The sequence below is a fragment of the Streptomyces sp. NPDC005784 genome (assembly GCF_042871525.1).
Lineage (GTDB): Bacteria > Actinomycetota > Actinomycetes > Streptomycetales > Streptomycetaceae > Streptomyces.
In genome coordinates, this window is the sequence record NZ_JBIAIQ010000032.1 from 50,327 (window position 1) to 64,766 (window position 14,440).

Genomic DNA, 14,440 nt, shown 5'->3' on the forward strand with positions numbered 1-14,440 from the left:
TGCCGGAGCCCGACGGGCATCCGTGTCATGTCCGGCCCGTGCGGACCAATGTCATTTCTGGCGCTTGTAGAACGGCAGCGCCACGACCTCGTACGGTTCGTGGCTGCCCCGGATGTCCACCCCGACACCGGCGGTGCCCGGCGTGGCGTGCGCGGCGTCGACGTACGCCATGGCGATCGGCTTCCCCAGCGTGGGGGAGGGGGCGCCGGAGGTGATCTCGCCGATCACCTGGCCGCCGGCGACGACCGAGTACCCGGCGCGCGGCACGCGACGCCCCTGGGCGATCAGGCCGACGAGGACCCGCGGCGGGTTCTGCTCGGCACGGGAGGCGGCCTCCGACAGCGCCGCGCGCCCCACGAAGTCGCCCTCCTTCTCGAACTTCACGACCCGGCCGAGACCGGCGTCGAAGGGGGTCAGCGAGGTGGTCAGCTCGTGCCCGTACAGCGGCATGCCGGCCTCCAGGCGCAGCGTGTCGCGGCACGACAGACCGCAGGGGACCAGCCCGGCCGGGGTGCCCGCGTCGGTCAGCGCCTGCCACACCTTCTCGGCGTCGGCGGGGGCGACGAACAGCTCGAAGCCGTCCTCACCGGTGTAGCCGGTGCGGGCGATCAGGGCCGGAACGCCGGCCACCGTGCCCGGCAGGCCCGCGTAGTACTTCAGGCCGTCCAGGTCCGCGTCGGTGACCGACTTGAGGATGCCGGAGGACTCGGGGCCCTGCACGGCGATCAGCGCGTACGCGTCACGGTCGTCGCGCACCACGGCGTCGAAACCGGCGGCGCGCTCGGTCAGCGCGTCCAGCACCACCTGGGCGTTGGAGGCGTTCGCGACGACCATGTATTCGTGCTCGGCGAGGCGGTAGACGATCAGGTCGTCCAGGATGCCGCCGTCCTCCTGGCAGATCATGGTGTAGCGGGCGCGGCCGACGCCGACGGTGGCGATGTTGCCGACCAGCGCGTGGTTCAGGAGAGCCGCGGCCTCGGGGCCGGTGACGGTGATCTCGCCCATGTGGGAGAGGTCGAAGAGGCCGGCCTTCGTGCGGACGGCGAGGTGCTCGTCGCGCTCGGAGCCGTAGCGCAGGGGCATGTCCCAGCCTGCGAAGTCGGTCATCGTCGCGCCCAGCGAGCGATGCAGGGCATCGAGCGCGGTGTGACGGGGTGCGGTGCTGCTCATCGGTCTGGCTCCCAAGGCATGACGGCGAGGTCGTTCCTCCCCATCTGTCATCGGAACCTGAGAGGTTCATCACGACCCCACGAAATGGTGGTCCTGATTTGCACCTTGGGTGGAGCCACCGGTGGGCGGCCCGCTTTTCAGATGTGCCTCGCCCGCGCGGTAACGGGGCCTGAGAGATTCAAGGGAGGGACTTGCTCCTTCGGCGCCCGGGTACACGTACCCAGGACTCTCCCGCGCGGATTCAAGCGGCCGGTATGCAGTTGGCGCGGCCATCATCGCACGCGCTGTCCGATCCCGGCAGTCCGGCATCTGTAACCGGGCTGTGGCAGTCCGCGCATGGAAAGGGGAAGCGCCGGGCATTACCTTCTCTTTACAGTCGACGGGGATGGGGTTCCACACCCAAGGGGAGGACGGCCATGGTGAACAGGACCACGGCGTACGCGACGACCTCGGGTCTCGCGCTGCCCGAGCAGCCCGGCGCACCGGCCCGGAAGGCACGCGGCCCGCTTCAGGCGGCCGTCGTCCGGGATCTTCGCGACCGGGTGGGGCACAGCCCGCACGGTCTGCGCTTCGGGGCGCGCGACGTCGTCGTGGTCACCGGACTGCCCGGCAGTGGCAAGTCGACGCTGATGCGGCGGGCGGTCCGGGGCGCGCGCGTCGACTCGCAGGACACCCGCGACCGCTGGGACAGCCGGACGGCCCGCCTGCTGCCGTACGTGGTCTACCGCCCCCTCGTCCGCCTCGCGCACTACGCCGGCCTGCGCCGCGCGCTGCGGGGCGGCGGCGGACTCGTCGTGCACGACTGCGGTACGCAGGCCTGGGTGCGCCGCTGGCTCGCCCGCGAGGCACGGCGCCGGGGCGGCGCGCTGCACCTGCTGCTGCTCGACGTCACGCCGGGCACCGCGCTGGGCGGCCAGCGCGAGCGCGGCCGGGGCGTCTCGCGCTACGCCTTCGCCCGCCATCGCGGCGCGGTCGCCCGGCTGCTGCGCTCCGCCGAGAAGGGAAACCTGCCCGAGGGGTGCGGTTCGGCGGTGCTCATCGACCGGGACGCGGCGGATGTGCTGCGCAGGATCGACTTCGGCCACTGAGCGGTCGCGGTGGCCCACTAACCTTTCCAGCTGGAACAGCGGTTCGAAGCGGGCGGTAGACAGATGGACTTTCCGGCACAGGCGCACCCCCATCCGCACGGCGGTTGGCCCGGCAACGAGTTGGAGGAGGTGTTGTCCTCCTCCCTCGGCATGCCCGCGGGGCCCTCGGCCGGCGCTCGCATCGTCGAGGTGCTCGGCCGCAGCTTCGTGTGGGTGCCGCTGCCGAACGGCGGCGGCCCGCAGAGCGGTCCGCTCGATCTGCCCACGATGGACCTCGGGGGCCAGGTGTACGTCCCCGTCTTCAGCTCCGAGGAGCAGTTCCGCCAGGCCACCGGGGGCCACATGTCCTACACGATCGCGCCCGCGGTGGAGTTCGCCCGCGGACTTCCGCCGCAGGTCGGCATCGCGGTCAACCCGGACGGCGTGGTCGGCGTGCCGCTGCCGCCGATGGCCGTCGCCGAGCTGTGCCGGGCCGGACGGACCCCGCTGGACGGGTCGGCCAGTGGTGGCCGGGTGCGGCTCTTCGAGCCCGACTGGCAGGAGGACCCGATGGACTTCCTCGCCGCGGCCTCGGCCGAGTTCGCCGGGACCGGCGTCGTCCTGAGCGCCCGCCGCTGTCTGGCCAGCATCGAGGGCGCCGATCCGGTCATGTTCATCGGCGTCGAGCTCTCGGTGTGGGAGGGCGAGGCCCGCACACTGCCCCTCGACGCCCTGGGCCGTGCCCTCGGCCGCGTCCCGATGAACATTCCGGTGAACCTGGTTCTCCTCGATGTGACGCAGGACCCGGTCGGCGACTGGATGCGGGCCCAGGTGCGCCCCTTCTACCAGCACGGTCACTGAACGCCGCCGGTCCCGGGGGCGCCCGGGAAACCGTGCGCCCGGTCCCGCGGGGCCCGGGGCTCCCTCGCGCGGCGGGCCCCGGCTCTCGGCTGCTTCCCCCGGCGGAGCGCGATCGCCGCATAAGCTGGTTTCATGGCCTGGTCGAGGTGTTGACGCACGTTCGTAACCGGTGCCTCGGGCGTATAGGGATGAGTTCGTCGTGAATTGTTCGCGAAGGGGCGGTTGAGGGTGAGCGCGTCGGGCACGGCCGCGGCCGGGCAGGTCGAGCACATGCTGCGCCAGGTGACACCCGGGCGTTACGACTCCTACGAGGCGCTCCTTCGCGCGCTCGCGACCCCGTCGTCCGGCCAGGTGTGGATGCTGCTCTGGCACGGCCAGGCCGGCTCTCCGGACGCCCAGTACGGGAACATGCAGGTGGAAGGCTTCGGGTACGCGCCCTGCGTCACCTCGGCCCAGGAACTCTCGGCCAGCGGCTGGAACCGCTCGTACGAGGTCGTGGACGGGCTGGACGTCGCCCGCACCCTGTACCCCGACCAGTTCGGTCTCTGGCTCAATCCGCACGCCCCCGGCGGCGGCCTCGGCATCCCCTGGCTGGATCTGCGCCGGATCGCCACAGGCCTGGAGCGGCAGCCCGCGGGCCCGCTCCGGCTCTCCGAACCCGGCATCGAAATCCCGCAGTTCTACGCCCTGCTGACCCAGAACGCGCATCTGACCCCGGCCGTGCGCTCGCTGCGCCGAGCCTGGGTCCAGCCCGCGCTCGGGGCGCCGTATCTCGCCATCGGTCTTGACGTGTACGACACTTCACCGCCCGCCGTGGACTCGGTGCGGGCGATGATGCAGCAGTCCATCGGGGCGGTCCCGGACGGGCTGCCCGTCTCCACCGTCGCGATGTCGGACGAGTTCGACCCGGTGGCGATGTGGCTGCGCGCAAACGCCCGGCCGTTCTACGACCGTGAGGCGCACGCGGCTCCCGCGCAGGCGCCGATGGCGGGCGGCTACGGCTATCCGCCGGCCCGCGGCGGCTACTGAGGGCGTCCCGAATCCCGGACCTGTCGGATGCCAGTGCGAGTTCGGCTGGCATCATGACCCTGCACACGGCCTTCATATGTCGTGCGTCCCATGCTGCTGACCTGCGGGGAAGCGGATGTATATGTCGATTGTCCCGTTTTGGTGCAACCTCTGACCGAAAAGGCCCTTATGGGGTCTTTGATGCCAATTGGCAACCGTCCGACTCCCGTTACCCACTGTTCGGATAACGGAATCCCACAACAAGCATCACGGTTGCGCATACTTTCTCCATGAAGCCTGGCACCTGATCGTGGCGGCACTGAAGACTCCCCCATCAGACACGGGTCTTCGATCCCGTGAGCGAGTGCAAGTCGAATCAACAGCCGGGTCATCGGGCCGCACCACCTGCGGTCAACTTCCCGGCGAGCAAGTGAACCAAGCCGCAGACAGCGGCAGGCGTAGGCCGGTCACCACCGGCGAGAGGGGTCGGGTCACTGTGACCGCACCGATCGAGACCACCGCGGCGGCAACGGAAGCGCAGCCAGAGGCTGTGCTTGCCGGGGCCGGCAAGGGGCAGATCGAGGGCCGTTCCCTGGGACAGATCGCCTGGACGCGCTTCAAGCGCGACAAGGTGGCGGTCGCCGGCGGTGTCATCGTTGTACTGCTCATCCTGATGGCGATCCTCGCCCGGCCCATCCAGTCGATGCTGGGGCTGGACCCGAACGCCTTCCACCAGGACCTGATCGACCCCAACACCTCGCTCCCCAAGGGCGGTTCGGGTGGCATGAGCGCGGATCACCCGCTCGGTGTCGACCCGAAGTTCGGGCGTGACCTGGCCACCCGTGTCCTGGAGGGCTCCTGGGTGTCGCTGGTCGTCGCCTTCGGCGCCACCATCCTGTCGAACGTGATCGGCGCGATCCTGGGCGTCGTCGCGGGCTTCTACGGCGGGCGGGTCGACTCGATCATCAGCCGTCTGATGGACACCTTCCTCGCCTTCCCCCTCCTGCTCTTCGCGATCGCCATCTCCGCCACCCTGCAGGGCGGCGCGTTCGGCCTCGAAGGGCTCCCGCTCCACCTGAGCGTTCTGATCTTCGTGATCGGCTTCTTCAACTGGCCCTACCTGGGCCGGATCGTCCGAGGCCAGACGCTCGCCCTGCGTGAGCGGGAATTCGTGGACGCCTCCCGCGGTATGGGCGCCAGGGGCCCGTACATCGTGTTCCGGGAGCTGCTGCCCAACCTGGTCGGCCCGATCATCGTCTACTCGACGCTGCTCATCCCGACCAACATCCTCTTCGAGGCGTCCCTCAGCTTCCTCGGGGTCGGCATCCAGCCCCCGCAGGCGTCCTGGGGCGGCATGCTCAGGGAAGCGGTCACCTACTACGAGGTCGACCCGCAGTTCATGATCGTGCCCGGCCTCGCCATCTTCGTGACCGTCCTCGCCTTCAATCTGCTCGGCGACGGTCTCCGCGACGCTCTCGACCCGCGCAGCCGCTGATGCCTGACGCACACCGAGAGACCATCAAGTTTCCGACAATGGAGGGGAACCCGCCCATCATGCGAAGGTCAGCGCTGGCCGCTATAGCGGCCATCGGCTCCGCGAGTCTGCTCGTTGCAGGCTGCAGCAAGGCCGATGACAACAAGAACGACGGCACCACCAAATCAGCTGGGGCCGACGCAGCGACCAAGGACGTCGTCAACGCCTCCACGAAGAAGGGGGGCACGGTTACGTACGAGTACTCCGATGTCCCGGACTCCTTCGACCCGGGCAACACGTACTACGCGTACATGTACAACCTCAGCCGGCTGTACGCCCGCCCGCTGATGACGTTCCAGCCCGGCGCCGGTCAGAAGGGCAACACCCTTGTCCCGGACCTCGCGGCCAGCGCTGGTGTCCCGAGCGACGGCGGCAAGACCTGGACGTACAAGCTGCGTGCGGGCCTGAAGTACCAGGACGGCACGCCGATCACGTCCAAGGACGTCAAGTACGCGGTCGAGCGCTCCAACTTCGCGCGTGACGTACTCTCCCTCGGCCCGAACTACTTCCAGCAGTTCCTCGTGGGCGGCGACAAGTACAAGGGTCCCTACAAGGACAAGAGCGGCAAGGGCCTCGACTCGATCGCGACCCCTGACGACACGACCGTCGTCTTCCACCTGAAGACCGCGTTCCAGGAGTTCGACTACCTGGTCGCCTCGCCGCAGACGGCGCCGGTCCCGCAGGCCAAGGACAACGGCGTCGACTACGTCAAGAACATCGTGTCCTCGGGCTCGTACAAGTTCCAGAGCTACTCCGACGGCAAGCAGGCCGTCCTCGTGCGGAACGAGAACTGGGACGCGAAGACGGACCCGCTGCGCAAGCAGTACCCGGACAAGATCGTCGTCAACCTGAAGGTCAACGCCGAGACGATCGACAAGGACGTCCTCGCGGGCGACGCGATCGACCTCGGTGGTACCGGTGTCCAGGCCGCGACCCAGGCGCAGGTGCTCACCGACGCCGCCAAGAAGGCCAACACCGACAACACCTACGGTGGCCGTCTCGTCTACATGGCGATCAACACCAAGGTGAAGCCGTTCGACAACGTCGCGTGCCGCAAGGCCGTGCAGTTCGCGATCGACAAGGTCTCGGTGCAGACCGCCGAGGGCGGCCCGATCCGTGGCGACATCGCCTCCACGGTTCTCCCGCCGGACATCCCGGGCTACGCCAAGTCGGACGTCTACGCGTCCGCCGGCAACACGGGTGACGCGACCAAGGCCAAGGACCAGCTCAAGGCCTGTGGCAAGTCGACCATCAGCACCAACATCTCCGCGCGCAGCGACCGCCCGCAGGAGATCGACGCGGCCACCGCGATCATCGCCTCGCTGAAGAAGGCTGGCATCAACGCCACCCTGAAGCAGTACCCGTCGGGCAAGTACTTCACCGACTACGCGGGTGTCCCGAAGTTCACCGAGAAGCAGAACATCGGCCTGATCATGATGCAGTGGGGTGCCGACTGGCCCTCCGGCTACGGCTTCCTGCAGCAGATCCTGAACGGCTCCGCGATCGGCGACTCGGGTAACACCAACCTGTCGCAGTACGACAACAAGGACGTCAACGCCCTCCTCGAGAAGGCGATCGGTACGCAGGACAACGCCGCGCGCAACGGCCTGTACACCGAGATCGACAAGAAGACCATGGACGACGCCGTCCTCGTGCCGCTGACCTACTTCAAGGTCCTGCTGGCCCGCCCGCAGTTCGCGACCAACCTGGTCTCCACGGCGGCCTTCAGCGGTCAGTACGACTACCTCAACATCGGCACCACGAAGAAGTAGCAGCCCCGGAAGGCAGGTGAAGGCATTGGTGCCCGCGGGCTTAGCGGCCCGCGGGCACCAGCGCCGATCCCCGTGATCTCGTACATCCTCCGTCGGACGGCAGCGGCAGCGATCCTGCTCCTGGTCGTCTCCGCGGTCACCTTCGCCATCTTCTTCCTGCTGCCCAGACTGGCCGGCCAGACCGCCGACCAGCTCGCGCAGCAGTACATCGGGAAGAGCCCGTCGAAGGCCGACATCCTCGCGGTCAAGCACAACCTCGGTCTGGACCAGCCCGTCTACGTCCAGTACTGGCACTTCATCAAGGGGATCGTCAGCGGCGCTACCTATGACCTGGGCCCCACCACGGTGCACTGTGACGCGCCGTGCTTCGGGTACTCCTTCAAGACGCACCAGGCGATCTGGCCGGACCTCACGTCCCGCCTTCCGGTGACTCTCTCGCTCGCCGCGGGTGCCGCGGTGATGTGGCTCGTGTCCGGTGTGGCCATCGGCGTGGTCTCCGCGCTCAAGCCGCGCTCGTTCTTCGACCGCACGTTCATGGGCGTCGCGCTGGCCGGTGTCTCGCTGCCCATGTTCTTCACGGGCAACCTGGCGCTGCTGCTCTTCACCTACCAGTGGCCGATCTTCGGCCGCACTTACGTCCCGCTCACCGAGGACCCCGCGCAGTGGGCCAACACCCTCTTCCCCGCGTGGTGTTCTCTCGCGCTCCTGTACTCCGCCATCTACGCGCGGCTCACCCGCTCGGGCATGCTGGAGACGATGAACGAAGACTTCATCCGTACGGCCCGTGCCAAGGGCCTGCGCGAGAGCAAGGTCGTGGTCCGGCACGGACTGCGCGCCGCTCTCACCCCGATCATCACCGTCTTCGGCATGGACCTCGGTCTGCTGCTCGGCGGTGCCGTGATCACCGAGACCGTGTTCTCGCTGCACGGCATCGGGCAGTACGCGGTGCAGGGCATCACCGACAACGACCTGCCGAAAATCCTCGGCGTGACTCTTCTCGCCGCGTTCTTCGTCGTCGTGGCGAATCTTCTGGTGGACATGCTGTACGCGGCCGCCGACCCGCGGGTGAGGCTCTCATGACCGAACTTTCCAAGACCGGCGCCGCGCTCGGCGAGCCCGTCTCCTCACCCTCGAACGCTCCGCGTGCCTTCCTCGAAGTGCGTGACCTCAAGGTGCACTTCCCGACCGACGACGGTCTGGTCAAGTCCGTCGACGGGCTCACCTTCTCGGTGGAGAAGGGCAAGACCCTCTGCATCGTGGGCGAGTCGGGCTCCGGCAAGTCCGTCACCTCGCTGGCGGTCATGGGCCTGCACCGGCTCGGCGCGCGCGGCAAGAACGTCCAGATGTCGGGCGAGATCTGGCTGGACGGCAAGGAACTGGTGAACGCCGACCCGGACGAGGTGCGCAAGCTCCGCGGCCGCGAGATGGCGATGATCTTCCAGGACCCGCTGTCGGCGATGCACCCGTACTACACGATCGGCAACCAGATCGTGGAGGCGTACCGCACGCACCACAAGGTCAGCAAGAAGATCGCCCGCAAGCGGGCGATCGAGATGCTCGACCGCGTCGGCATCCCCGAGCCGGCCAAGCGCGTCGACAGCTACCCGCACGAGTTCTCGGGCGGTATGCGGCAGCGCGCGATGATCGCCATGGCGCTCGTCAACAACCCCGAGCTGCTCATCGCGGACGAGCCGACGACCGCCCTGGACGTCACCGTCCAGGCGCAGATCCTCGACCTCATCCGCGATCTGCAGAAGGAGTTCGGCTCCGCGGTCGTCCTCATCACCCACGACCTGGGTGTGGTGGCCGAGATCGCCGACGAGGTGCTGGTGATGTACGGCGGCCGGTGCGTCGAGCGCGGCTCCGTCGAGCGGGTCTTCGAGCAGCCGCAGCACCCCTACACCTGGGGTCTGCTCGGCTCGATGCCGCGTATCGACCGTGAGACGTCCGACCGGCTCATCCCGGTCAAGGGCCAGCCGCCGAGCCTCATCAACGTCCCCTCGGGCTGCGCCTTCCACCCGCGCTGCCCGTACGCGGACCTGCCCAAGGGCGATGTCACCCGTACCGTGCGTCCCGAACTGCAGCTGATCGGCAGCGGCCACTACACCGCCTGCCACCTCTCGCAGGAGGACCGCACGCGGATCTGGACCGAAGAGATTGCGCCGAAGCTGTGAGTGAGACGAACAAGACGGACGGCGGGGGCGCGGTGATCCCGCAGCAGGCGGCGGCTCCCGAGCACCGCGCGAAGTCCTCGGAGAACCGCGAGGTCCTGCTCCGGGTCCAGGGGCTGCAGAAGCACTTCCCCATCAGGAAGGGCGTTCTCCAGCGTCAGGTCGGCGCGGTCAAGGCGGTCGACGGCATCGACTTCGAGGTCCGCAAGGGCGAGACGCTCGGCGTCGTCGGCGAGTCCGGCTGCGGCAAGTCGACCATGGGCCGGGTCATCACCCGTCTCCAGGACCCGACCGGCGGCAGCATCGAGTTCGAGGGCCAGGACATCACCCGGCTCAGCGCCTCGAAGATGCGTCCGCTGCGCCGCGACATCCAGATGATCTTCCAGGACCCGTACGGGTCGCTGAACCCCCGTCACACCATCGGCTCGATCGTCTCGGCGCCGTTCCGGCTCCAGAACGTCGAGCCCGAGGGCGGTGTGAAGAAGGAGGTCCAGCGGCTCCTGGAGCTGGTGGGTCTGAGCCCCGAGCACTACAACCGCTACCCGCACGAATTCTCCGGCGGTCAGCGCCAGCGCATCGGCATCGCCCGCGCGCTCGCCCTGAAGCCGAAGCTGGTCGTGGCGGACGAGCCGGTCTCGGCGCTCGACGTGTCGATCCAGGCGCAGGTCGTGAACCTGATGGACGACCTGCAGTCCGAGCTCGGTCTCACGTACGTGATCATCGCCCACGACCTCTCGGTCGTGCGCCATGTCTCGGACCGCATCGCGGTGATGTACCTCGGCAAGATCGTCGAGCTCGCGGAGCGCACCGCGCTGTACGAGGCGCCGATGCACCCGTACACCAAGGCCCTGATGTCGGCCGTGCCGGTGCCGGACCCCAAGCGCCGGGGCGCCAAGAGCGAGCGCATCCTGCTCAAGGGTGACGTTCCCTCGCCGATCGCCCCGCCGAGCGGCTGCCGCTTCCACACCCGGTGCTGGAAGGCCACGCAGGTCTGCAAGACGACCGAGCCGCCGCTCATCGAGCTGAAGCCCGGCCAGCAGGTCGCCTGCCACCACCCGGAGAACGCCGCGGACCAGGCGCCGCAGGACGTCGTCCTGCTGTCGGCGGCACGCGAAGCGGTGCAGCTGGTCTCCGCCGTGGACTCCGCCGAGGTGTCGGACAAGGCTCCGGCCGAGGTCGCCGCCCCCGCCGAGGAGGCCGGCTCCGCGTCGGACTCCGGGGCCGCGGAAGCCGATCGTCAGGAGTCAACCGGCAAGTAGGCCGTGACGACTTGGCAAAGTCATGAACATGCTCGAACGGGAGAGTGCAGAGTCCTGCGTGTCCGTCTGATCGGAAACGATCGGCACACGTACGAAAGGGACGCTGATGGCACTCTCCCGTTCGGCACGTTCAGGGGCACTCGCGACCGCGATCGCCTCCTTACTTCTCGTCGCCGCCTCCTCCGCCCCCACCCCCGGCGCGGACGGCATCGGTGACACGTACTTCCCCCAACTGGGCAACGGCGGCTTCGACGCCCGCCACTACGCCCTCGACGTGGCGTACAACCCGGACACCGACCGTCTCGACGGTCGTACGACCCTCACCGCCCGCGCCACCCAGAACCTTTCCGCCTTCGACCTCGACCTCCAGAAGCTGGACGTCACGAGGGTCGAAGTGAACGGCAGAGCGGCCCACTTCACGCGGGAGGGCGACGAGATCCACATCACCCCGCGCGGCACGCTCCCCAAGGGCAAGAACTTCACGGTGACCGTCACCTACGGCGGAGTCCCCGAGCCGCTCAACGGCCCGATCGTGTTCGGCTCCGACTACGGGTGGATGAAGACCGCCGACGGCGTCTTCGTCGCCTGCGAGCCCAACGCCGCCTCCACCTGGTTCCCCTCCAGCGACCACCCGTCCGACAAGGCGACCTACGACATCCGCATCAAGGCGCCCAAGGACCTGACGGCGGTCTCCAACGGGCGCCTGATATCGACCCGCGACCAGGGCGCCGAGACGGTCACGCACTGGCGCGAGAGCAGGCCCATGGCCACGTATCTCGCGACGGCGACCATCGGGAAGTTCGACGTGAAGACGGGCAGGACCCCCGCCGGGACACCGATCTACGTCGCCATCGACCCGGTGCTCGCGAACAGCAACAGCGTCGACGTGTACGCCGTCACCGCCGAGGCCACCGACTACTGGTCGCAGGTCTTCGGTCCGTACCCGTTCGAGGAGACCGGCGCGATCGTCGACGACATGCCCGAGGCGGGCTTCTCGCTGGAGGTGCAGTCCAAGCCCGCGTACTCGGCCGTGCGCTCGGAGTCGACCATCGTGCACGAGCTGGCCCACCAGTGGTTCGGCGACTCCGTCTCGGTGGCGCACTGGAAGGACGTCTGGCTGAACGAGGGCTTCGCGACCTACGCCCAGTGGCTGTGGGCCGAGCACAAGGGCATCCGCTCGGCGCACGACTCGTTCGTCGCCGGGTACGGCCAGCGGCCCGCCGACTCCGCCTTCTGGCAGGTCACGGTCGCCGATCCGCAGCGGGACACGATGTTCGCCTCGGCGGTCTACCAGCGGGGCGCGATGACGCTCCAGATGCTGCGCGAACGCATCGGCGACACCGCCTTCTTCAAACTGCTGCCCGCGTGGACGAAGCTGCACCGGTACGGCAACGCCAGCACCGCCGACTTCATCGCCCTCGCGGAGCGGATCTCCGGCCGGCAGCTCGACGACCTCTTCCAGACGTGGCTGTTCACCACAGGCAAGCCCGCCGTCTAAGCCTTCCTTTGTAAGGTGCACTCCCCGCGACAGGTGAGAATGTGGGGGTGTTCCAGCATCTGTTCAACCCCTCCGTCCAGCACACGCTCGACCTGATCGGCATCTTCGTCTTCGCGATCTCCGGCGCTCTGCTGGCCGTCCGAAAGAACTTCGACGTCTTCGGCATCGCCGTCCTCGCGGAGATCACCGCGCTGGGCGGAGGGCTGCTGCGCGACATCATCATCGGCGCGGTACCCCCGGCGGCCTTCACCGACCTGGGGTACTTCACCACACCGCTCGTCGCCGCCCTGCTCGTGTTCTTCCTGCATCCCCAGGTGGAGCGCATCCAGGCCGGCGTGAACGTCTTCGACGCGGCCGGGCTCGGACTGTTCTCCGTCACCGGCACCGTGAAGGCGTACGACTACGGGCTCGGCCTGACCGCCTCCGCCGCCCTCGGCCTCGCGACCGCCGTGGGCGGCGGTGTGCTGCGAGACGTCCTCGCCAACGAGGTCCCCTCCCTGCTGCGCTGGGACCGTGACCTCTACGCCGTCCCGGCGATCGTCGGCGCCACGATGGTGGTGCTCTGCATCCGCTACGACGCGCTCACCCCGTTCACCAGCGGCCTCGCCATCGTCACGGCCTTCGTGCTGCGTCTTTTCGCGATGCGGTACCACTGGCGAGCTCCGCGCGCGTGGAACCGCCGCTCGACGGTGCGTGAGGAAGAGAACTCCTGACCCGGTCGGCGCCGACCGTGCCGCCGGCGCCCCTGGGGCTGCCCGTGCCGTCGGTCCCGGCACTGCCGCGGGAGCCGGGCGTGCCCGCAGCACCCGCTGTTCCTCCCGTGCCTCGCGTCCCGGAGTCGAGCTGCTCGGTCAGCCAGCGGAACACCTCCGGCAGCTGCGGCCGCCACAGCCCCATGTCGTGGCCGCCCGCGCTGCGCGGCAGCAGCACCACGTCCACGCTCGTCGGCGGCTTCGCGATCGCCTGGATCTCTGCGCCCGCCTGGTAGCCGTCACCGGACTCGCCGGAGAAGTAGAGCGCGATCCGGGGCGGGACGCGGTCGGCGCGCAGAATGAGATAGGGATTGTTCCGCCGGCGCAGTTCCGGGTTCTGCCCGGCGAGTGAACTGCGTTCGCCCTTGGGGTCGTTGTAGCCCGACATGCTCACCGCCGCCCGGTAGCGGTCGGGGTGGGCGACGGCCAGCTTGGTGGCGCAGTGCGCCCCGGCCGAGTATCCGGCGGTGGCCCAGCCGTTCGGGGCGGACTCGGCGCGGAAGTTGTCCATGACCATCCTCGGCACGTCGATGCTGAGCCAGCTGTCCGCGTTCACCGTTCCCGGGATGTTCGCGCAGCCGGTGTCCGCGCGGGCCAGCAGGTTGGTGCGGGGCGCGACCAGGATGAACGGCGCGATGCGTCCGTCGAGCATCATCGGCCGCAACTGCTCGTGCACCCTGGCCGATCCGAACCACGCCTTCGCGGAGCCCGGATATCCCGAGAACAGTTCCACGACAGGGAACTTCCGGTGCCGGTAGGCGGGTTCGTTGTACTGCGGCGGCAGCCAGACGTAGACCTCCGCGTTCACCCCCGACACCCGCCCCCTCAGGTCGGTGGCGAGCACCCCGCCGGCCTGCCGCATGCGATGCCCGTCGGCAGGCCGGAAGGTCTGCCGCATCCTGGGGAGGCTCTTCAGCGAGATCCCTCCGGTGCCGTCCACGCCGAGGTCGGCGGCCCGCTGGACATGGTTGCCGGTGCCGAGGAGGTCGGCCCAGTTGTCGTACAGGTTGTTGGCGTTGTTCACGAGGACGAACACCAGGCTGATCGCCGTCCCCTGGGCGAACAGCAGCATCAGGAGGCGTGCCGCGCCACGCACCGGCGCCGGTCCGGGCATCCGCGACCACAGGGCCAGGGGCAGCAGGAGGGCGACCGCGCACAGTACGAACGAGGTGAAAAGGAAGGGTGTCCCGGTGAGGCTCATGTCCCTTCAGAGGAGAACCCGGACCGATTGGTCACGGGTGATTGCGGACACTTAACAAGAAATTGCCGAATCCTCACCTGAATGGCTGGATGGCAGGGGGTTCATGCGCCCGAAACGGTCAAAGCTACCGCTTAGTAATTTCCTGTT

The 14,440-nt window shown here is 68.6% G+C and carries 12 protein-coding genes and 1 riboswitch; of the genes, 10 read left to right on the forward strand and 2 right to left on the reverse strand.

Annotated elements, in window-relative coordinates:
- Positions 1-51: 51 nt before the first annotated feature.
- Positions 52-1,170, reverse strand: a complete 1,119-nt coding sequence (gcvT, locus tag ACFYR3_RS34700; RefSeq protein WP_355852369.1) for a glycine cleavage system aminomethyltransferase GcvT — start codon at positions 1,168-1,170, stop codon at positions 52-54.
- 147 nt (positions 1,171-1,317) lie between these two features.
- A riboswitch (glycine riboswitch) is annotated at positions 1,318-1,414 on the reverse strand.
- A gap of 172 nt (positions 1,415-1,586) precedes the next feature.
- Here gcvT and ACFYR3_RS34705 point away from each other — a divergent pair.
- From ACFYR3_RS34705 to ACFYR3_RS34750, 10 genes are all read left to right on the forward strand, one after another.
- A complete protein-coding gene (locus tag ACFYR3_RS34705) occupies positions 1,587-2,258 on the forward strand; it encodes an AAA family ATPase (protein WP_356784208.1) in 672 nt (223 codons plus the stop codon).
- Between the two features lie 63 nt (positions 2,259-2,321).
- Complete coding sequence (locus ACFYR3_RS34710) at positions 2,322-3,098, forward strand: enhanced serine sensitivity protein SseB (protein WP_355852363.1); 777 nt, start codon at positions 2,322-2,324, stop codon at positions 3,096-3,098.
- Positions 3,099-3,326: 228 nt separating this feature from the next.
- A complete protein-coding gene (locus ACFYR3_RS34715) occupies positions 3,327-4,127 on the forward strand; it encodes an enhanced serine sensitivity protein SseB C-terminal domain-containing protein (protein WP_355852360.1) in 801 nt (266 codons plus the stop codon).
- A gap of 475 nt (positions 4,128-4,602) precedes the next feature.
- Positions 4,603-5,601 carry an ABC transporter permease gene (locus tag ACFYR3_RS34720; protein WP_355852357.1) on the forward strand — a complete coding sequence of 333 codons (999 nt, stop codon included), beginning with the start codon at positions 4,603-4,605 and terminating at the stop codon, positions 5,599-5,601.
- A gap of 38 nt (positions 5,602-5,639) precedes the next feature.
- Complete coding sequence (locus ACFYR3_RS34725; protein ID WP_389285885.1) at positions 5,640-7,412, forward strand: ABC transporter substrate-binding protein; 1,773 nt, start codon at positions 5,640-5,642, stop codon at positions 7,410-7,412.
- Positions 7,413-7,484: 72 nt separating this feature from the next.
- Positions 7,485-8,492 (forward strand): ABC transporter permease, encoded by a 1,008-nt coding sequence (locus tag ACFYR3_RS34730; RefSeq protein WP_355852351.1) that lies wholly within the window; start codon positions 7,485-7,487, stop codon positions 8,490-8,492.
- Positions 8,489-9,586, forward strand: coding sequence for an ABC transporter ATP-binding protein (locus tag ACFYR3_RS34735; protein ID WP_355852348.1), 1,098 nt, complete (start codon positions 8,489-8,491; stop codon positions 9,584-9,586). Before ACFYR3_RS34730 ends, ACFYR3_RS34735 begins: the two co-directional genes overlap by 4 nt.
- Complete coding sequence (locus ACFYR3_RS34740; protein WP_389285887.1) at positions 9,583-10,842, forward strand: ABC transporter ATP-binding protein; 1,260 nt, start codon at positions 9,583-9,585, stop codon at positions 10,840-10,842. The genes ACFYR3_RS34735 and ACFYR3_RS34740 overlap by 4 nt, the downstream gene beginning before the upstream one ends.
- Positions 10,843-10,948: 106 nt before the next feature.
- The gene (locus ACFYR3_RS34745; protein WP_355852345.1) at positions 10,949-12,340 is read left to right on the forward strand and encodes a M1 family metallopeptidase; all 1,392 of its coding nucleotides are present in this window, start codon (positions 10,949-10,951) and stop codon (positions 12,338-12,340) included.
- Between the two features lie 47 nt (positions 12,341-12,387).
- Positions 12,388-13,053, forward strand: coding sequence for a trimeric intracellular cation channel family protein (locus ACFYR3_RS34750; protein ID WP_355852342.1), 666 nt, complete (start codon positions 12,388-12,390; stop codon positions 13,051-13,053).
- On the opposite strand, the gene ACFYR3_RS34755 is transcribed toward ACFYR3_RS34750, so the two are convergent.
- On the reverse strand, positions 12,953-14,293 hold the full coding sequence (locus ACFYR3_RS34755; protein WP_355852339.1) for an alpha/beta hydrolase-fold protein: 1,341 nt from the start codon (positions 14,291-14,293) through the stop codon (positions 12,953-12,955). The genes ACFYR3_RS34750 and ACFYR3_RS34755 overlap by 101 nt on opposite strands.
- Positions 14,294-14,440 lie beyond the last annotated feature (147 nt).